Genomic DNA, 19,467 nt, shown 5'->3' with positions numbered 1-19,467 from the left:
GTTCGTTGGCTTGAAAAAGGCTTTCGTTTGGCTTTCGACCCGTGTAAACAGCACGGCGACGACAAAGCTACCGGAGTTTCAGGCACATGGATGCCCGCCAGATGAAGATCAAGGCCGCCGAGGCCGCATTGTCCCATGTTCAAGACGGGATGCGGCTTGGTATCGGCACGGGTTCAACGGCTGAGGAATTCGTGCGGCTGCTGGCGGAAAAGGTTGCCGCCGGTCTGAAAGTCGAGGGCGTGCCGACCTCCGAGCGCACCGCACGCCTGTGCGTGGAACTCGGCGTGCCGCTGAAATCCCTCGACGAGTTGCCGGAACTGGATCTGACCATTGACGGCGCCGATGAGGTGGACCACGCGCTGCGGCTTGTGAAGGGCGGCGGCGGCGCGCTTCTGCGCGAAAAGATCGTGGCGGCGGCATCTGCCCGCGTGATCGTGATTGCCGACCAGAGCAAGGTGGTGGAGACGCTCGGCGCCTTTCCGCTGCCCATCGAAATCAACCCGTTCGGCCAGGTGGCGACCCGGATCGCCATCGAGAAGCTGGCGGCGCGGTCCGGCCTTTCGGGCACGCTGACGATGCGTTCGTCCGGCGACGGCGCCTTCATGACGGATGGCGGACACCTTATTCTCGACGCATCTTTTGGCCGTATTCCTGATGCAGAAGCGCTTGCACGCGAGTTGAACACTATCCCCGGTGTTGTCGAGCACGGACTTTTCATAAATTTGGCATCGCTTGCCATTATCGCGGGACCTGAAGGCGCCCGCGTGATGCAGGCAGTATAACAGGAGCGAGATTTTCATGATCAAACTAGCGGGACTGGGCAAAGCTGCCGCTGCTTCGATCCTTATTTCCGGCATCGTGTTCGGTACTGCCGCACGCGCTCAGGAAATTTCGGAAGCGCATATTGCTGCCGCACGGCAGGCGATCGCCTCTCTTGGCGTCACCGACCGTTTCGATGACATCCTGCCGGGCCTGGCGGAGCGTCTGAAGGCCGAACTCATTCAGGCATCGCCGAATGTTCAGGACGCGATCACCGAGACCGTCGATGCCAAGGCGCTCGAGCTTGCGCCGCGCCGCGCCGATCTGGAGCGTGAGGCTGCACTCACCTATGCGCGCGCCTTCACCGTTGAAGAGCTGAACGCCATTTCCACCTTCTACAGCAGCGAAGCCGGCAAGAAGCTTCTGAAGGACGGCCCGATCGCCACGCGCGAGCTGATGAAGGCCGCCGATATCTGGGCCGCCGGCATCAACCGCGACCTCAACGCCTCCAGCATGACCGAGCTGCAGAAGGTTGCCGGCGCCGATCTGAAGCCGCTTCCGGCCGATCAGAACGCCACGGGCGGCGCTCCGGCTCCCAAGCCCTGATTGAATGAACGGACAGTTCAGAAATATTCAAAGCCCGGCCGCAAGACCGGGCTTTTCATTTGTGCGTCGTAGCACCTATATGTGCCGTGAAGATACCACTGTCCGCCTCAAGGCTGATGGCGTGGTTTTGATCAGGGGTTTTGACTATGACAGCTTATGACTACGATCTTTTCGTCATCGGTGGCGGCTCTGGCGGCGTTCGCAGCGGCCGTGTGGCGGCTTCGCTCGGCAAGCGCGTGGGGATTGCCGAGGAATATCGTTACGGCGGGACCTGCGTCATTCGCGGCTGCGTGCCGAAGAAGCTGTTCGTGTATGCCTCGCAATTCCCCGAGCATTTCGAAGATGCCGAAGGTTTCGGCTGGAGCGTGGGTGAGCGCCGCTTTGACTGGAAGAAGCTGATTGCGGCGAAGGACAAGGAAATCACCCGCCTCGAAGGGCTGTACCGCAAGGGTCTGGAAAACGCCAAGGCCGATATTTTCGACAGCCGGGCGGAACTGGTCGATGCCCATACCGTGAAGCTCACAAAAACCGGCGAGACCTTCACGGCCGAGCGCATCGTGATTGCCGTCGGCGGCACGCCGAACGAGCACAAGGCGCTGCCGGGCCATGAGCTGACGATCTCGTCCAACGAGGCTTTTGACCTGGAAGAGCTGCCGAAGTCGATCCTGATCGCCGGTGGCGGTTATATCGCCGTGGAATTCGCCAATATCTTCCACGGGCTTGGTGTTGAAACGACGCTGATCTATCGCGGCAGGGAAATCCTTTCGCGCTTCGATCAGGACATGCGCAAGGGCCTCCATGAAGCGATGGAAGCAAAGGGTATTCGCATCATTCTCGAAGACGTCATTCAGGAAGTCAGCAAGGATGGTACGGGCGGCTTTGTGGCGCGCACGAAGCAGGGCAACTCGCTGCATGTCGGCCTGGTGATGCTGGCGCTCGGCCGCGATCCCAATACCCATGGTCTTGGCCTTGAAAATGCCGGGGTAAAGGTGGATGCGCGGGGCGCTATCATCGTTGATGACTATTCGCGCACGAATGTCCCGAATATCTTCGCTCTCGGTGACGTCACCGACCGGGTACAGCTGACGCCGGTGGCGATCCACGAGGCCATGTGCTTCATCGAAACCGAATACAAGAACAACCCGACCAAGCCGGATCACGAGTTGATTGCGACGGCGGTATTCTCGCAGCCGGAAATCGGAACTGTCGGTCTTTCGGAAGAGGAAGCGGGCAAGAAATATCCGGAGCTGGAAGTCTATCGCGCCCAGTTCCGGCCGATGAAGGCGACGCTGTCCGGCCGCCAGGAAAAAATGATCATGAAGCTGATCGTCAATGCCGCCGACCGCAAGGTTGTCGGCGTGCATATCCTCGGCCACGAGGCGGGCGAGATGGCGCAGCTTCTCGGCATCACGCTGAAAGCCGGCTGCACCAAGGATGATTTCGACCGCACCATGGCGGTTCATCCCACAGCCGCCGAGGAGCTGGTGACGATGTATTCGCCGAGCTACCGCGTGGTGAATGGCGAGCGCGTGTAGCCCTGGCGCAAGCATGATATAATCGCGCGTCAAAATTGCTCGTCGCCCCCGAAACAGACGATTTTCGGGTGGGGGCGGGTTTGTTAAATCGTTTGAATTGACTTTTATGCGCTTGAGACGCTCAAAACGGGCGGATTGAGCGGTATGGCGCCGGGATCGGCTATGCAAAGGCGATGCATGGAGCTATAAGCCGCTCAATTTTTCGAGGCGGTCGCGCGACAGTTGCGTGGTCGAAAAAAGGGTAAGGACATGGCACAGAATTGGACACCCGGCAGCTGGCGGCAGAAACCGATCCAGCAGGTTCCCGAATATCCTGACGCGGCAGCGCTTGCGGCAACGGAAGCCACACTTGCGACCTATCCGCCGCTGGTTTTTGCCGGTGAAGCCCGCCGCCTGAAAAAACAGCTTGCCAATGTGGCTGAAGGCAACGCCTTCCTGCTGCAGGGCGGCGATTGCGCCGAAAGCTTCCTCGAGCATGGCGCGGACAATATCCGCGACTTCTTCCGCGCTTTCCTGCAGATGGCCGTTGTGCTGACCTATGGCGCGCAGCTGCCCGTCGTGAAGGTTGGCCGCATTGCCGGTCAGTTCGCCAAGCCGCGCTCTTCCAACGTGGAAGCGCAGGATGGTGTGACGCTGCCGTCTTACCGCGGTGACATCATCAACGGTATCGAATTCAACGAGGCCTCCCGCATTCCGAACCCGGAGCGCCAGCTTGACGCCTACCGCCAGTCGGCGGCGACGCTGAACCTGTTGCGCGCCTTCGCAATGGGCGGTTATGCCAACCTGGAAAACGTTCACCAGTGGATGCTTGGCTTCATCAAGGACAGCCCGCAGGCGGACCGTTACCGCAAGCTGGCCGACCGGATTTCCGAAACCATGGATTTCATGAAGGCGATCGGCATCAGCGCGGAGAACAATCCGAGCCTGCGCGAGACCGATTTCTTCACCAGCCATGAGGCCCTGCTGCTGGGTTACGAAGAGGCGCTCACCCGCGTCGATTCCACCTCGGGCGACTGGTATGCCACCTCCGGCCACATGATCTGGATCGGTGACCGCACGCGTCAGCTTGACCATGCGCATGTGGAATATTTCCGTGGCATCAAGAACCCGATCGGCCTGAAATGCGGTCCGTCTCTGACGCCGGACAATCTGATCGAGCTGATCGATGCGCTGAACCCGGCGAACGAGGCCGGACGCCTGACGCTGATTTGCCGTTTCGGTCATGACAAGGTGGCGGACAGCCTGCCGAAGCTCATCCGTGCGGTTGAGAAGGAAGGCCGCAAGGTCGTCTGGTCCTGCGATCCGATGCATGGCAATACGATCACGCTCAACCACTACAAGACGCGTCCGTTCGAGCGCATCCTGTCGGAAGTCGAAAGCTTCTTCCAGATTCACCGCGCCGAAGGCACGCATCCGGGTGGCATCCATATCGAGATGACCGGCAAGGACGTGACGGAATGCACGGGCGGCGCGCGCGCCGTGACGGCGGATTCGCTGTCCGACCGTTACCACACCCATTGTGATCCGCGTCTCAACGCCGATCAGGCGCTGGAACTGGCCTTCCTTCTGTCGGAGCGCATGAAGAGCGGCCGGGACGAGAAGCGCCTGGCGATTGCCAACGCCTGATATTAAAGCCTTAAACGAAAAAAGCCGCCGGGAGACCATCCGGCGGCTTTTTCATGCGCGGTGCTGAATTACTGCACCAGCGCCGGCTGCTGGCACCGAACATCCGTGACCCGTACATCGGCCTCGCCGATCTTGACGCCGAGAACCAGAAGCACGTTGTAGAGCAGCTGATCGACTGGGGCCGTGACCACGGAAAGCGTATTGGCAAGTGCGGCCTGGATTCCCGCCAGCCCTCCCAGATCGAGGTTGAGGAAGAGGAGCCTGATATCCAGATCGAGGTTCTTCAGCAGGGAACTGACGAGAGTGGTAACGGTGTCCTTGGTGGAGACGCTCTTGATCTTTGCCTGGGTAATATCCGACTGCGTGAAAGTCAGCTTGGTTTTCTTCATGTTGGTGGCGTTGATGAGAGCGCTGCCATTGATGGCGAGCAATGCAGAATCCACGATCGCTGTTTTGGTGACGCGCGGGTCCTTGCCGAAATTGGCGAAGGCCGAGGTATCGACATTACCGAGGGCGATTTCCGCGACGCCGGGGACGACCTCGACATCGACGGTTCCCTGTCCGCCGCCCGTGCAGCGAATATCGGCAAGCCGTGCTTCGGCATGGGCGACTTCCACATAGAGCGGAACATTGACCTTCAGGCCGGCAATCGCCTGAAGCCCATCGACCACGACATTGACCGCCAGCCGGGTCTGCGCGGTACGGACCACGGTGCCCGGACCGCCGACGGCGAGTGACGGCGTTTCGACAGGTGGTTCACCGATGGCAAGCGTTGCCTTGACCGAGGCGAGACCCAGCAGGTTGGCGTTGAGATTAAGCGCCAGCTGGTTGCCGCCATTGCCCGCCACGGCGGCGGCATTGATGAGATCGAAGACGCCGGCGGTGACCTTGAGGTTTTCGCCGCTACCGATCAGCTTGTCGGAGAACGGCCCGAGATTGAGGATTTCCTCAAGCTTGAGCTTGATATTGCTCTTGTTGACGGTTTTTTGCAGCGCAGTCAGAATGGTGGCGACAGCCGGCTGCAGGCCGGTGGTCTTCGTCAGCGCATTCAGGAACTGGCCATAGGTGATTTCCGTTTTCAGAACATCCTTGTAGGTGCCGGCGGTGAGTTTGAGATCGACGGCCAGCGCCTCGACGACATGTAATGCGTTGACATCGGCAGCGAGCAGCGCCTGATAATCCATGAGCTTGAGCGAAACCGTGGTGCCGAGCAGGCCGCCGAGCAGGCTGTTCAGGATTCCATCGTCGAGGCTTGCGAGCCGCGATCCCACCGAAAATGCGGCGATCTTCTGGGACGAGGCGGTTCCGACCGCTGAGACCTTGGGCGCCGTTGTAAAAGCGGAGGCGAAGAATATCTGGCCTTTTTCGACGATGTTCACTTTCACCGCATTGGTGGGCAGGGCATTGTCAACGAATCGCTGGTCGACTGGAAGCGTAGCGTCGGGTTCGTAGTGACCTTTTACGATCTCGGCATAACCGTTGCTTTTGGCAAATTCGTTCAAGGGGTCGAAAGGTTCAAGACCGGTTGCGGTCAACAGGCCGTTTGGCGTTTTGACCCCGAGGTCCATGCCGTTGAGGGCGAAATATTGCTGGACCGCCTTTTCGGGATCGGCCGCATTGGCCGCCGCCGAAATGGCTGCAAGATCAGCGGTCTGTTGCAATTGCCGCTTCTGCAGGGTCAGGTAGCCATAATCAACACCGAGCGCCAATATACCGATGAAAAGCGGCGCGGTGAGCCCGGCCGATATGGCGATGTTGCCCCTGCGGTCCTTGGCGAAACGGGAGAGCAAAGAAGAGATGGTCAGCATGTCATGCTCCTCCGATCCGGATGGTGGAAAAACGCCGGATAACCGGCTCGGGCAGGGTGTAGCTGTAGAGGCTCCAGATCGGCAGATCGCGGGCGTCATACTCGACTTTGACCGTGAACTGGTTGGCATTGGCGGGATCGGTGGAGACATTCACCGTGAAACGCTTCTTGTCCATGAAAGCGTAGTTGAGGCTGCTCTTGGTGATGAAATCCCGGGCGAGCTGCTGGCGTTCGGTCGTGTTCAGCCCGGCAACCGCCGTTCGTGCCGCATCAGCGGCGATCTGCTGCACCGAATAGGCCGCCATCAGGTAGATGCCATAGGCGATCATGGTCAGCAGGACGAGAAAGAAGATCGGCGCGACGATGGCGAACTCGACAGCGTTCGAGCCGGACCGATCGCGAAGGAAACGCATTGCATTACGCATAAAGCACCCCCGTTTCTCTAGGCACCAAGGTTCGATGCCTTGATTTATTATTTTCGGAAATGCTAATTTATAGGTATTAATTTTGTATTGATGCCGCTCTTATGGGTTGCAGGCGAGAAAGAATCTTCGCGTCAGCGTCAGTCAATGTCAGATCAGCCGAAGCCCTTTGAAGCTTGCATGGCCGTCCTTGCCGATGATGATGTGGTCGTGCACGGCGATGCCGAGCGGCTTTGCCGTATCGATGATGGTTTTGGTCATCTCGATATCCGCACGCGAGGGGGTGGGGTCTCCACTTGGGTGATTGTGAAACGTCCCACGTAATTTACTAAAGTGTTGAATTTCCGGTCTTTTTTCGATGTGTCTGTTGAGTAGGTGCCGGTAATTGGGGTCTGTTTTTGTGATCGAACGTGACCTCACACCTGATCCCCGTCGCTCCCGGTGAGTCTCCTTGAAGCCCGGCAACGAATCTTATTCGTTTCGTCCCAGGCCTCAAGCTCCACGATGGGATAGAGCACGGCTTTGCCGATCTTCACGAAGGAAGGCCCGATTTTCATCGCACGCCAATTGCGAAGCGTGCCGACAGACACTCCTCCGCGATAGCGTTCCGATACTTCTTCGGCGGTGAGAAATTTTCCGTCAGTCATCCGTCCTCCTTTGATCGGCGTGAGGTCGCCGATCGTTTGCTGATGAGAAAGCGCGAGACGCTTTTCAGTGGAGATACCGATCCCTGTCGGGCCCGCCTGCGAGCATTGGCTCACGCTGCTACACGAACGACCATGTAGTTCGATCCAACGGGCGGAAAGGGTGATTCGGTCGGAGTAGGGCTCCTGGCTATCGGCGGTTAAACATAGGCGGGTCGCGCGGACGCTCGTCCGGCCGGCGACGCCGAATCGGTCTCCAACGTGAACGCCTCGGCGCCCGCGCGCCGGGCACGGCCTTCACTTCAGCAGGCGTTCAAGCACCGCGACGGAATTGCCGATGCCGTGCATGACCATTGACGGATAGAGCGAGCTGGTCTTGTAGCGGACCCGACCGTAGAAGCCGCCTTCCCGAAACAGGATCGCGATGTCGAACAACGCCGTCTCAAAAAGGGGTTTGTCTACCAATCAACAGGAAATCACGATGAAGTGAAAACATCGTATTTTCAACGGGCTGGCGGTGTGGGAGTGGAGTATGAGAATCCTGCCGAAATGGCGCTAGGGGCAGAGACCTAGAGGGCGATCGGCGGCAAAGTGCGGGCGTGGCGGAGTTGGTAGACGCAGCGCATTCAAAATCCGCCGTCCTTACGGATATGTCGGTTCGTGTACGACCGCCCGCACTATCGTCTCATTCACCGCTGAGAAGGGATTGTTTGGGCCGCCCAGGCAAACCCGTAACGCCAAGTGGCGTTGATGTGGCTTATTGGCAGTCGTGGCCAATTCCGGCAAAGGACTTCACCAGATCATCGACGGCCTTCACCTGCGCGAGGAACGCCGGGATTTGGGCGAGAGGCAGGGCGCTTGGACCGTCGCACAAGGCCCTGTCCGGATCGGGGTGAGCCTCCACGAATAGTCCGGCCAGCGACAATGCCATGGCGGATCGAGCGAGTTCGAACGCCTGATCGCGGCGACCGCCGGAGCTGCTTGCTCCGGCCTGGCGCATTTGCAGCGAATGGGTGACGTCAAAAACGATCGGTACGCCAGCCGTCACGGTTTTCATGACACCAAAGCCCAGCATGTCGACAACGAGATTGTCGTAGCCGAAGCTGCTTCCCCGCTCGCATATGACGACCTGATGATTGCCGAAGTCCTCCAGCTTTTCGACGACATGCCCTATCTGGCTTGGGCTCATGAATTGCGGTTTTTTGACATTGACGACCTTGCCCGTTCGTGCGATCGCCTCGATCAGGTCGGTTTGCCTCGCCAGAAACGCGGGCAGTTGCAGCACGTCGCAGACCTCGGCGGCGACCGTAGCCTGTTCGGGAAGATGGATATCCGTGAGGACCGGGACGCCGAAGCTCGTGCGTACCTCCTGAAGGATTTTCAGGCCCTCATCGATCCCCGGCCCGCGATAGGATCGGTTCGATGACCGATTAGCCTTGTCGAAAGAAGCTTTGAAGACATACGGCATGTTCAGGCGCGTCGTCTCCGTCGTCATCACCTCCGCCACCCGCATGGCGAGATCGCGGCTTTCCAGCACGTTCACGCCGCCCATAAACACCATCGGTCGAGTGTTGCAAAACTCTATCGTCCCAAGCCTGACGGTCTTCACATTCACTCCTCGTTCAACTGTCGCTCCGCCTGGGCCGGTGGCACAGGTCGCAGGTTTCGATGTGGTGCGATCAATGGTCTTCCAGCGCGTCATCGTGCGGCTTCTGTCTATGAGGGCCTTTCAGCGAACAGGTCCAATCGACGAGTTGGGTGCGGACATGCTCCGGACGGAAGCCGATCCCAATGAGGCGGCCAGTCAGCCGGGGCAGCAGAGATGACCTGGCTATCAGCCGCATGAAGAGTGGAGGTTTCCGACTTCGCGTATTGCGCGCCTCACCCGCTCGCTTGCGACTGCGCATCATCAATTGCAGCTTCTGGGTCGCTTTGGTTGGAAAGCTGCGTCGGCGCTGTACGGCATCAAGCAAGCATGTTTGCAGCCGGCCCTCGCGCAAGGCTTCCGCCAGCGTGTTGGCCGTGGCTATAGCGTCCTGGATCGCGAGATTTACCCCGACACCGCCGATCGGCGACATGGCGTGGGCTGCATCCCCGATGCACAGCACGCCGGGTTTCCACCACGTCTTCAGCCGGTCGATCCGAACGCTCAGGAGGTGGACGTCATCCCAGGAGCGAATTTCTTCAAAGCGATCGTTCGGCAATGGCGCGACTTCGGCAATCCTCGCGCGAAGCGCGCTAAGCCCCTCCGCTTTCAGGGTATCGACGGTTCCCTTGGCAAGGACATAGCCGCATTGCCAGTAGTCGCCACGATCGATCAAAACCAGCCCCTGCCGCGGGCCGGCATGCCCCATCGCCTGCTGGGGATCGCCGGCCTCTTTCGAGACCTTCATCCAGAGAAGATCGGTGGCAGTACCGAAACTCTGCACGTCAAGTCCTGCCGCCTTGCGGACGATCGAATTGCGTCCATCCGCCCCGATCACGAGATCGGCTTCCAGAACGAGGTCGCGGTCGCCCTGGCGCACGTTCACGCCGACAACGCGTTCGTTGTCCCAACGAAGCGAGGTTACTTCGGTCGACATTTGCAGTCGGAAACGCGGATATTCCCCAGCCTTTTCCGCCAGAAAATTCAGGAAGTCCCATTGCGGCATGAAGGCGATGAACTTGGCGCGCGTCGGTAGCCTGGAGAAATCGGCGATCGTGGCGCTGCGCCCGGCGATCTCGGCGTGGAGCTGGTAGGCTTTCTGGTGGGGAAGAGCGAGAAGCTCGTCGAGGAAGCCAAGCTCGTGGATCGCTTCGAGGGTCGACGGGTGGATGGTGTCTCCGCGAAAGTCCCGCAGGAAGTCCTGATGCTTTTCTATGACCGTGACGTCGACGCCCGACCGGGCCAGTAGGAGACCGAGCATCAGGCCCGCCGGTCCCGCACCGACCACGATACAGCTCTGGCTCCTTTTCACATGGGAATAGTATCTCAACGTCGTGGGTCCTTGGGATGAGGCTAGTGAATCGATACGCGGCCTTTGCTTGAAGCTTTCACCTCAGCATCGCCATCGCGGCTGGTGTCATTCAAGGGCAAAATATCGAGCGGGATCAGATTCCCGTCATTCTCGCTTTCGGCAACGAGCTGAATCACCTTTTCGAGTGTTTCCAGTTGAACGATTTTTTCCTCGACCGCAGCGAGTTGCTCCTTTGCGATGCGGAGCGCTTCGGCCGGACTTGAGAATGAGACGTCGGCAAGTCGAAACAGATCCTTGATCGCCTCGATGCTGAAGCCGAGATCGCGGGCGCGGCGAATGAAAAGAAGGCGATGAACCGCGCCGTGGTCGTAGCGTCTCTGGTTTCCCTTGCTCCGCGAGCGCTCGCGCAGCAGCCCGATCTGCTCATAGTAGCGGATCGTAGGAATTTTGACGCCGGTGAGCTGAGAGAGTTCGCCGATGCCGATATCCATGTTTGAAGTCCCTTCCGGATAGCCGCGTGTTGATGTTTTGCTGTGTGTTCGATCGCTGAGGTCCTCGTGGCCCGACCACGCCGAGGTGCGGCGACGGCCACGGGCAGCCCCGGCGCGGAATCGTGTGCCGACCTCCTTAGGCGTGGGCTTCAGTCGCCTGCTGGGGCGACGCGCTCCGCCTGATCGCGAGCCGGCGCACGACCACATAGAAGATCGGCGTCAGGAGCAGGCCGAACAGCGTCACGCCGAGCATGCCGGCGAAGACGGCGATGCCCATGGCGTGCCGCATTTCGGCGCCCGCCCCGGTGGCGATGACGAGCGGAATCACGCCGGCGATGAAAGCGAGCGATGTCATCAGGATCGGTCGCAGGCGCAGGCGAGCCGCTTCGAGGACGGCGGTCAAGGGATCGACGCCTTCACCTTCCTTCGCTCGGGCGAACTCGACGATCAGGATTGCGTTCTTCGCGGCAAGACCGACCAGAACAACAAAGCCGATTTGCGTGAAGATGTTGTTGTCGCCGCCGGTGAACCACACCCCGGCGATTGCCGAGAGCAATGCCATTGGCGCGATCAGCAGGACCGCGAAGGGAAGGGACCAACTGTTGTACTGCGCCGCGAGGATCAGGAACGCGAGCAGGACGGACAGCGGGAAGACATACATGGCGGTGTTGCCGGCCTGCTTCTCCTGATAGGCGAGATCGGTCCATTCGAAGGCCATTCCCACGGGCAAGGTTTCCGATGCGATGCGCTCCATGGCGGCGGTGGCCTGCCCGAACGAGTATCCGTGCGCGGGACTGCCGCTGATGTCCGCAGACGGGAAGCCGTTGTAGTGCATGACACGATCGGGGCCTGAGCTGTGCTTGATGGTCAGCAGAGCCGAAAGCGGAATCATGTTGCCAGCTGCGTTGCGGACCTTCAGGCGGCCGATGTCCTCGGGCTGCATGCGGAACGGCGCGTCCGCTTGCACCATCACGCGGTAGGTGCGGCCAAAGCGATTGAAGTCGTTCGCGTAGAGCGATCCCAAGTTGACCTGCAACGTCTCGAAGATGGTGTTGAGCGGCACGCCTTGCGACTTCGCTTTCACCCTGTCGATATCGACCTGCACCTGCGGCGCGTTCACCTGGAAGCTCGCCAGCATTCCGGCCAGCTCGGGCATCTGCATCGCTCTGCCCATGATCGCGCCCTGCGCCTGAGCGAGCGCTTCGAAGCCGAGACCCGCTCGATCTTCGATCTGGATCTTGAAGCCGCCGGTCGAACCGAGCCCCGGAACGGGCGGCGGCGGGAACATGCCGGCAAAGCCATCGGGGATCTGGCTGAACTTGCCCATGAGCTTGCCGGCGATGGCGAAGGCCGAAAGCGACGGGTCCTTTCGTTCGTCGAACGGCTTGAGCATCGTAAACATGACAGCCGCGTTGGGGATGTTGACCATGCCGTTGACCGAGAGCCCCGGAAACGCGACGACACTCTCCACGCCCGGCTCGGCAAGCGCGATCTCCGACATTTTCTTAACCACAGCCTCGGTCCGGTCGAGCGAAGCGCCGGTCGGGAGCTGGGCGATGCCGACGAGGTAGTATTTGTCCTGGGCTGGCACGAAGCCGCCCGGCACCGTCTGGAAGCCGACCCACGTCATGCCGAGCAGGCCGGCATAGACGAGCAGGACGAGGCCACTGAGCCTCGCGGCACGGCGCACCGACCAGGCATAGGCGTTCGAGGCGCCGTCGAAAAAGCGATTGAACAGCCGGAAGAACCAGCCGAACAGGAAGTCGATCACGCGGGTCAGGAGATCGCGCTTCACGTCGCCGTGGTGGGGCTTCAGGAGCACGCCAGCAAGCGCCGGAGAGAGCGTGAGTGAGTTGATCGCCGACAGGATAGTCGAGATCGCAATCGTCAGCGCGAATTGGCGGTAGAATTCGCCCTGCAAGCCCGAGAGGAACGCCGATGGAATGAACACGGCCGACAGGACGGAGGTGATGGCAACGATCGGCCCCGTCACCTCGTCCATGGCCTTGCGCGCCGCCTCTTTCGGCGTTTCCCCAAGCGCGATGTGGCGCTCGACGTTCTCGACCACGACGATCGCGTCGTCGACCACGATGCCGATCGAGAGAACGAGGCCGAAGAGGGACAACGTGTTCAGCGAGAAACCGAACATATACATCAGCGCAAATGTGCCGACCAGGGAGACGGGAACGGCGACAAGGGGAATAATCGACGCCCGCCACGTCTGGAGGAACAGAACCACGACGATAACGACCAGCACGACGGCTTCGAGCAGCGTCATGACCACAGCTTCGAGAGACGCCTTGACGAACACCGTGGGATCGTAGGCGATCCGATATTCGATGCCTTCCGGAAAGCCCTTCTGAAGTTCGGCCATGGTGGTGCGGACGGCGCTCGATACGTCGAGCGCATTCGCGCCGGGGCTTTGGATGATCTGCATCGCGAGCGCCGGCTTGCCGTTGAGGAGGCTACGAAGGGCATAGGAGTCTGCGCCAAGCTCGATGCGGGCAACGTCGCGCAAGCGGGTGACCTGACCGTCGGTGCCTGTCTTTACGACGATCTCGCCGAACTGCTGCTCGCTGGACAGCCTTCCGAGCGTGTTGACCGTCACCTGAAACGCCGCCGAGGCTTCGGGCTGCTGGCCGACCGAGCCGGCGGCCACCTGAACGTTCTGTTCCTGAATCGCCCCAACGACGTCGCTGGCGGTCAGCCCCCTCGCGGCCACCTTGGCCGGATCGAGCCACACGCGCATCGAATATTCGCCGGCTCCGCCGAGGATGACGTCACCCACGCCCGGTAACCGGGCCAACTGGTCGCGAACCTGAAGGATCGCGAAGTTCGACAGGTAGAGGGGATCGTAGCGATTGTCGGGCGAGACGAGATGGACGACCATCAGGATGTCCGGGGACGTCTTCTGCGTCACGACCCCGATGCGCTGCACTTCCTGCGGAAGCCTGGGCAAGGCGCGCGAAACGCGATTCTGCACCTGAATCTGCGCCATGTCGGGGTCGGTGCCCTGCTTGAACGCAATGGTCAGGGTCATGCGTCCGTCGGTCGCCGCCTGCGAACTCATGTAGAGCATGTTTTCGACGCCGTTGATAGCCTGCTCCAGAGGGGCGGCGACGGTTTCGGCGATCACTTCGGGATTCGCACCGGGATAGCTTGCGGTAACCTGCACTGTGGGTGGCGTCACTTGCGGATACTCGCTGAGGGGGAGCTTCAGAAGCGTCAGACCACCGGCGATCAGCATCAGGACGGATAGAACGACCGCGAAGATGGGGCGGTCGACGAAAAAGCGCGGAATATTCATTGACGCGCCTCCTGCGATCCCGCGGCAGCTTGGTCACCGTTCTCAGCATCCCCCGGCAGCATGGAGATCATCTGCGGCACCACCTGCATGCCTGGGCGGACGAGTCCTTTCACAATGATCTTGTCGGCTGGCTTGAGACCCGCCGCGACGACGCGCAGGCCATCGATCATGGGTCCGATTTCGACCGGGCGGTATTCCGCCTTGTTGTCGGCCCCGAGAGCGAGAACGTAGCGCCGCCCCTGGTCGATACCGATCGCCTGATCGTCGATGAGCACGGTCTGGGCTGGTTCGGCCGTGACGAGCTTGACCCGCGCGAACAGGCCGGGCGTCAGCCTGCCGTCCGGGTTCTTGACGATGGCTCTTGCGCGGATCGTCCCGGTGCTCCGGTCCACGCGGTTGCCGAGGAAGTCGAGTTCGCCGGTATGCGGGAAGCCCGTATCGGTCATCAAGCCCAGATGCACCGGGAGCTTGCCGGCAACCGTTCCCGTCTCGGGTGCGCGGGCATTGGCTACAAAGCCGAGATAGGTGGCTTCGTCGATGTCGAAATAGACGTAGAGCGGGTCGGTCGCGACAATCGTGGTGAGGAGCGTCGCAGCGCCTGCATTGCCGCCGGTGACGAGATTGCCTTCTGTGATGAGAACCCGGTCGACGCGCCCTGCAATCGGTGCGGTGACGCGGGTGAAGGAGAGATCGAGTTCGGCGGCCGAGACGGCAACCTTGGCGATGTCGACTTGCGCCTGGCGTTGACGCCGCATGGCCTGCGCGTCATCGAAAGCCTTGCGTGGCGCGTTGCCTTTCGAAGTCAGCGCTTCGGTGCGCCCGAAGTCGATCTCGGCCTGATCGTGCAGAACGTTTGCCTGCTGCAACTGTGCCTTGGCCGCTTCCAGATGACCGGTAAACTCAACGGACGGCGCGACCTTGCGCGTGATGACCTCGGCAACCGGCACCTGCGGAACAGGCATCTGTGCCGGCTGCGCGACAGCCTCCGAGGCAGCGGTCGAGGAAGCAAGCGCCAGAACGCTTTTGGCGTAGGGTCCGATCTCGTCGCGATAGACGGTGGCAAGCGTGCCACCGGCGATGACGGCGCCGGCCAGGAATAGGGTGGCGGCTTTATTACTCATTCTCGTTCACCTTCAAAAGACGCGCGCTCCCGGCCAGCCGGATGCGGCGACGTTCATTTTTTTTGCGAAGGTGCGGTTTCCAACGATGGAAAGGTCAAGGGCCTTGGAAAAGTTTTTCCGAACGGACCCTTGACGCTGCCGCCTAGCCATGCAGCGGCCAACCGCATGCCTTGCTTCGCCGACGTCTTGGAGGAAGTGGAGTCCGTCCCCGAATGAGCGCGATGGATCAGCGTTACCGCGACGGGCTCCAGTCATGGGAAGCCGCCAGTCCTAACCGGCTGACGGCTCCTTGAGTGCGTGGGACTAGCGGCTTTCGGCCGGGACGAGGGGGCGAGAACGCATACCTTCATCGCGACCGTCATCGGCAGACTTCGCCCCCTTGAAACGCAAGAGCCGCAACGCATTCAGCGTAACGATCGCAGTTGCGCCCGTATCGGCAAGGACCGCGATCCAGAGGCCGGTGATGCCGAGGACGCTGGTGACAAGGAACAACGCCTTCAGCGCCAGAGCGAAGACCACATTCTGGTGAATGTTCGCCATGGTCGCGCGAGACAGCGCGACCAGATGGGCGACATCCGTGACGCGGCTTTTCATGAGGGCCGCATCAGCAGTCTCGATGGCGACATCAGTTCCGCCGCCCATAGCGATACCAACATCAGCAGAGGCCAGAGCCGGAGCATCGTTGATACCGTCGCCGACCATGGCAACCTTCGACTGGCGCTTCATCTCATTCACGAGATTGAGCTTGTCCTGCGGCAGCAGCTCGGCGCTCCACTCGATACCGAGACCCTTGGCAATGGCCTGGGCGGTGCGCCGGTTGTCGCCGGTCAGCATGACGGAGCGGACCCCCATCGCTTTGAGCTGGGCGACACCCTCGCGCGCGTCACGGCGCGGTTCGTCGCGCAGGGCGATGAGGCCGAGGACTTCCTTCGCCTGCTCGTCGAAAAGGACGGCAACGGTATTGCCGCGATCTTCGAGCTTCTCGATGGCGCTGCGCTCCAGCCCCCCGAGCGTCGTCACCTGGGCGGCATGTGTCGGGGAGCTGACGGCGAGGCGACGGCCGGCAACAGTCGCATGCACGGCCTTACCCGCCGTCGCCGATGCGTCCTGTGCGAGGGGAACGGCGACGCCATCGGTTTCGGCGCGGCCGATGATCGCCTTTGCAAGCGGATGGCTCGAACCCTTTTCGACTGCCGCCGCCAACGCGATAACATCGCTCTCCTCATTCTTGCCAAAGGCGAAGACTTCGGTGACGCGCGGCTTGCCCTCAGTGAGCGTACCCGTCTTGTCGAAGGCGATGGCGCTCACCTTGCCGATGGTTTCGAGCGCATTACCGCCCTTGATCAGGAGGCCGCGGCGCGTGCCGACGGCGAGGCCCGAGGCAATCGCCGCAGGCGTCGAGAGGACAAGCGCGCAGGGGCATGCGATCAGCAGCAGCGCGAGGCCGCGGTAGATCCATGTGTCCCAATCACCGCCCATCGCGAGCGGCGGGACGACGACGATCAGCGCGGCGATCAGCATCACCGCCGGGGTATAGTAGCGGCTGAAATTCTCGATGAAGCGCGCGGTCGGGGCCTTGGCGGACTGCGCCTGCTCGACGAGCTGGATGATGCGCGAGATCGTGTTGTCGGAAGCCGTCTTTTCAACGCGGACCTGAAGAACGCCATCGACATTGATGGAGCCGGCGAAAATGCTGTCTCCCTTGGCCTTCGAGCGTGGCACGGATTCGCCGGTGATAGGCGACTCGTCGAGGCTGGAAGCGCCCTGGATGATTTGCCCGTCGGCCGGCACGCGGTCGCCCGGCCGCACCAGAACCAGATCGCTGACACGCAAGGACGTGGCCGGGACGCTGCGCTGCCCGCCATTCGGATCGAGCAGGACGGCCGTTTTCGGCACGAGCGATGCAAGGGCCTTTATACCGGCGCGCGCCCTCCCGGCCGCAACGCTTTCGAGCAATTCCCCGACCGCGAACAGGAACACGACCGCAGCCGCTTCTTCAGCCTCGCCGATCACGAGGGCGCCGATCGAGGCGACAACCATCAACGTCTCGATAGAGAACGGAGATCCAGAGGTCGCGAGCGCGAATGCCTTGCGAGCGAAGGGAATGACGCCCGCGACGACGGCGGCGGCAAAGATCCATTCCGCATAAAGGGGGAAGAATTGGGCAATGGCGTAGGCCGAGCCCATCAGCAGACCGAGCCCAATGACATGCTTGCCCTTGCGGGTCTGCCACCAGCGCTGATTGCGCATCGCTGGCGCGACGTCGATGGCCGCATCGGACGAAGCCGAAAGCCCGCCTGTGTTGGACACCCCGAAGCCGAGGCTCTTGATCGTCTTTTCGATGTCGGCGACCTTGGTGATCGCGCCGGCAGCAAGCGTCAGTTCGAGCGTTTCGGTCGTGAAGTTCACGCGCACGTCGGAGACGTCTGGCATCCGCGCCAAGGCGACCTCGATCTTGCCGACGCAGCTTGCGCAATCCATCCCCTCGACACGCATCGAGACATTGGGTGGAGAGGCCGGTGCGGCGCGGGGAGTTGGCGCGCGGCCCGCGTGATCATGTCCAGAGCAGCCACCGTGGCCGTGATCATGATCGTGATGAGCGTGCTCGTGCTCGTGGTCGTGGTGAGCGTGGTCTTGATCGCCACCGCAAGCACCGTGATGGCCGTGCGCGGCGTGATCGTGACCGTCATGACCATGGTCGTGCTTGTGATCGTGGCCGCCGCAGCCGTTGTGATCGTCGTGGCTTGCGTGATCGTGATCGCCGGCGCAGCCTTTGTGATCATGACCAGCATGGGCGTCGGAGCGCTGCACAGGCGCGGCGGGAATCGCAGAAGGCGGCAGCTCGGACACGTCGAACCCGAGCGAGCGAATCTTCTTGGCGATATCCTTCGACGTCGTTTTGCTTGTGGCATCGCGCGAGAGCAACAATGTCTCAGTCGCGAAGTTGACGGCAACGTCGGAGATACCCCCCAGACGGCCCAAGGCCGTCTCAATCTTGCCGACGCAGCTTGCGCAATCCATGCCGTCGACACGAAAACCGAGCCGTTCATTAGCGCCCGGCGTTGAAAGTCCAGTTGTCATTCCGATCTCCTTTCCGGCCGCCGCAGCGGGCGCGCGTCCTCACACGCCCTGCGCGGCTTCGGAAGGAGTCAATAACACAATTGAACAGTTATTCAAGTGTTTTCAGGAAAATTATGCTCTTTTCCAGGCAGATCAGTCGTCCGCATGGTCCTCCGAAATATGCGTCGCCATATCCTGAAGAACATGGCTGACGTGGTGGTCGGCGATCTCGTAGAAGATTTGCTTGCCCTGGCGATCGCCCTTGACGAGACGCGCGCCACGCAGCAGGCGCAGATGGTGGCTGACGAGGGTCACGGACAGGTCGAGCCGCTCGGCGATGTCGCCCACCGAAATGGGCGCCGGTACGCAGCTCAGCAGGATCTTCAACCGTGAGGGATCGCCGAGCAGGCGAAACGTTTCCGCGAGGATCGTGACCTCGTTCTGCGAGAGCGACGGGAGCAGGAGGTGAGCTTCAACCTCCATATGCGTGGGGGCCGCACGATCGTCCGGCTTCTTGGCGTTCGTCTTCTTGATAGCAGTCATCTGCAAGCTTTACCTGAGTTCGGGACGGAACCTGCCGGCATTTGATCGCCAAGAGCTGTCCGTGTTGATTGGTCTCACCCAGTTTACCGGATGGGCGCGCAATCACAATGCGAAACACGGTCGCTGTCGATCGGCGGGACAGTTGGCGCAGTCCTTCTCTGCCCCTGCGTCACATCTCGAATTTTCCTTTTCCGCGCAAGAACAGTCTTGACCTTACAATCGCTGGAAGCCGCACGCTGCGGACAACCTTGCCAAATCCGCCTACCGTTGTGCGGCCTGGCGGCGGGGCAACCGAGTCGAATTCAGAGAAGGGCAAGACCGATGACAGAGAGCAGCAAACCCCAGATTCTCATCTACACCACACCGACCTGTCCGGACTGCCACGCGCTCAAACGCTGGCTCGACCAACAGGGCCTCGCCTACGAGGAACGCGACCTCACCGACCCGAAGATCGCCGAGGAGGCAAAGGCCCGGACCGGCGTCCGCGTCGCTCCGATCACCATCATAGGATCGGACGTCTTCTACGGGACTTTCCTGAGCCAGAAGCCGGGCCTCGTCAAGGCGCTCGGTCTCGCCGGGGGCCTGTGAG

At 61.0% G+C, this 19,467-nt stretch carries 16 protein-coding genes, 1 tRNA gene and 1 pseudogene; 6 read left to right on the top strand and 12 right to left on the bottom strand.

Annotated features, from left to right (window positions below; genetic code table 11):
* The first annotated feature begins 86 nt into the window (after positions 1-86).
* The 4 genes from rpiA to JZY08_RS06905 all read left to right on the top strand — a co-directional run bounded on the left by rpiA (position 87) and on the right by JZY08_RS06905 (position 4,526).
* Complete coding sequence (gene rpiA, locus JZY08_RS06920; RefSeq protein ID WP_003495827.1) at positions 87-782, top strand: ribose-5-phosphate isomerase RpiA; 696 nt, start codon at positions 87-89, stop codon at positions 780-782.
* Positions 783-798: 16 nt separating this feature from the next.
* On the top strand, positions 799-1,365 hold the full coding sequence (locus JZY08_RS06915) for a DUF2059 domain-containing protein (protein ID WP_003495829.1): 567 nt from the start codon (positions 799-801) through the stop codon (positions 1,363-1,365).
* Between the two features lie 146 nt (positions 1,366-1,511).
* On the top strand, positions 1,512-2,900 hold the full coding sequence (gor, locus tag JZY08_RS06910) for a glutathione-disulfide reductase (RefSeq protein WP_216331379.1): 1,389 nt from the start codon (positions 1,512-1,514) through the stop codon (positions 2,898-2,900).
* Positions 2,901-3,149: 249 nt separating this feature from the next.
* Positions 3,150-4,526 (top strand): class II 3-deoxy-7-phosphoheptulonate synthase, encoded by a 1,377-nt coding sequence (locus JZY08_RS06905; protein WP_142173610.1) that lies wholly within the window; start codon positions 3,150-3,152, stop codon positions 4,524-4,526.
* A 68-nt stretch (positions 4,527-4,594) separates the two neighbouring features.
* On the opposite strand, the gene JZY08_RS06900 is transcribed toward JZY08_RS06905, so the two are convergent.
* The 5 genes and pseudogenes from JZY08_RS06900 to JZY08_RS06880 form a co-directional block, all read right to left on the bottom strand.
* A complete protein-coding gene (locus tag JZY08_RS06900) occupies positions 4,595-6,334 on the bottom strand; it encodes a pilus assembly protein TadG-related protein (protein ID WP_216331378.1) in 1,740 nt (579 codons plus the stop codon).
* Between the two features lies 1 nt (position 6,335).
* Positions 6,336-6,758, bottom strand: a complete 423-nt coding sequence (locus JZY08_RS06895; RefSeq protein ID WP_035242473.1) for a TadE/TadG family type IV pilus assembly protein — start codon at positions 6,756-6,758, stop codon at positions 6,336-6,338.
* A gap of 147 nt (positions 6,759-6,905) precedes the next feature.
* A pseudogene (locus JZY08_RS06890) lies at positions 6,906-7,064 on the bottom strand (JAB domain-containing protein); the annotation flags it as partial.
* Between the two features lie 107 nt (positions 7,065-7,171).
* Positions 7,172-7,402 carry a helix-turn-helix domain-containing protein gene (locus tag JZY08_RS06885; protein ID WP_080918567.1) on the bottom strand — a complete coding sequence of 77 codons (231 nt, stop codon included), beginning with the start codon at positions 7,400-7,402 and terminating at the stop codon, positions 7,172-7,174.
* A 294-nt stretch (positions 7,403-7,696) separates the two neighbouring features.
* The gene (locus JZY08_RS06880; RefSeq protein WP_158083473.1) at positions 7,697-7,834 is read right to left on the bottom strand and encodes a hypothetical protein; all 138 of its coding nucleotides are present in this window, start codon (positions 7,832-7,834) and stop codon (positions 7,697-7,699) included.
* A 158-nt stretch (positions 7,835-7,992) separates the two neighbouring features.
* Between JZY08_RS06880 and JZY08_RS06875 the strand changes: the two genes are divergently transcribed.
* A tRNA-Leu gene (locus JZY08_RS06875) sits at positions 7,993-8,076 on the top strand.
* An 80-nt stretch (positions 8,077-8,156) separates the two neighbouring features.
* Here the strand turns inward: JZY08_RS06875 and kdsA are convergent.
* The 7 genes from kdsA to JZY08_RS06840 form a co-directional block, all read right to left on the bottom strand.
* The gene (gene kdsA, locus JZY08_RS06870; protein ID WP_367303907.1) at positions 8,157-8,960 is read right to left on the bottom strand and encodes a 3-deoxy-8-phosphooctulonate synthase; all 804 of its coding nucleotides are present in this window, start codon (positions 8,958-8,960) and stop codon (positions 8,157-8,159) included.
* 118 nt (positions 8,961-9,078) lie between these two features.
* The gene (locus tag JZY08_RS06865) at positions 9,079-10,305 is read right to left on the bottom strand and encodes an FAD-dependent oxidoreductase (protein ID WP_080918568.1); all 1,227 of its coding nucleotides are present in this window, start codon (positions 10,303-10,305) and stop codon (positions 9,079-9,081) included.
* A 92-nt stretch (positions 10,306-10,397) separates the two neighbouring features.
* Positions 10,398-10,847: a MerR family transcriptional regulator gene (locus tag JZY08_RS06860; RefSeq protein ID WP_080918541.1), complete on the bottom strand. Its 450-nt coding sequence runs from the start codon at positions 10,845-10,847 to the stop codon at positions 10,398-10,400.
* Positions 10,848-10,983: 136 nt separating this feature from the next.
* Positions 10,984-14,154 carry an efflux RND transporter permease subunit gene (locus JZY08_RS06855; protein ID WP_080918542.1) on the bottom strand — a complete coding sequence of 1,057 codons (3,171 nt, stop codon included), beginning with the start codon at positions 14,152-14,154 and terminating at the stop codon, positions 10,984-10,986.
* Positions 14,151-15,275 carry an efflux RND transporter periplasmic adaptor subunit gene (locus JZY08_RS06850; protein WP_216331377.1) on the bottom strand — a complete coding sequence of 375 codons (1,125 nt, stop codon included), beginning with the start codon at positions 15,273-15,275 and terminating at the stop codon, positions 14,151-14,153. The genes JZY08_RS06855 and JZY08_RS06850 overlap by 4 nt, the downstream gene beginning before the upstream one ends.
* A 303-nt stretch (positions 15,276-15,578) precedes the next feature.
* Entirely contained in the window at positions 15,579-18,356 is a 2,778-nt protein-coding gene (locus JZY08_RS06845) for a heavy metal translocating P-type ATPase (RefSeq protein ID WP_080918544.1), read from the bottom strand.
* Between the two features lie 132 nt (positions 18,357-18,488).
* Entirely contained in the window at positions 18,489-18,818 is a 330-nt protein-coding gene (locus tag JZY08_RS06840; RefSeq protein ID WP_080918569.1) for a metalloregulator ArsR/SmtB family transcription factor, read from the bottom strand.
* A gap of 381 nt (positions 18,819-19,199) precedes the next feature.
* Between JZY08_RS06840 and JZY08_RS06835 the strand changes: the two genes are divergently transcribed.
* Positions 19,200-19,466 carry a glutaredoxin family protein gene (locus JZY08_RS06835; protein WP_080918545.1) on the top strand — a complete coding sequence of 89 codons (267 nt, stop codon included), beginning with the start codon at positions 19,200-19,202 and terminating at the stop codon, positions 19,464-19,466.
* The last annotated feature ends 1 nt before the right edge of the window (position 19,467 follow it).

The organism is Rhizobium sp. X9 (genome assembly GCF_018873185.1).
Classification (GTDB): domain Bacteria; phylum Pseudomonadota; class Alphaproteobacteria; order Rhizobiales; family Rhizobiaceae; genus Agrobacterium; species Agrobacterium oryzihabitans.
Note: the sequence above shows the minus strand (reverse complement) of the source record. Positions and strands in the feature narration are given on the sequence as shown.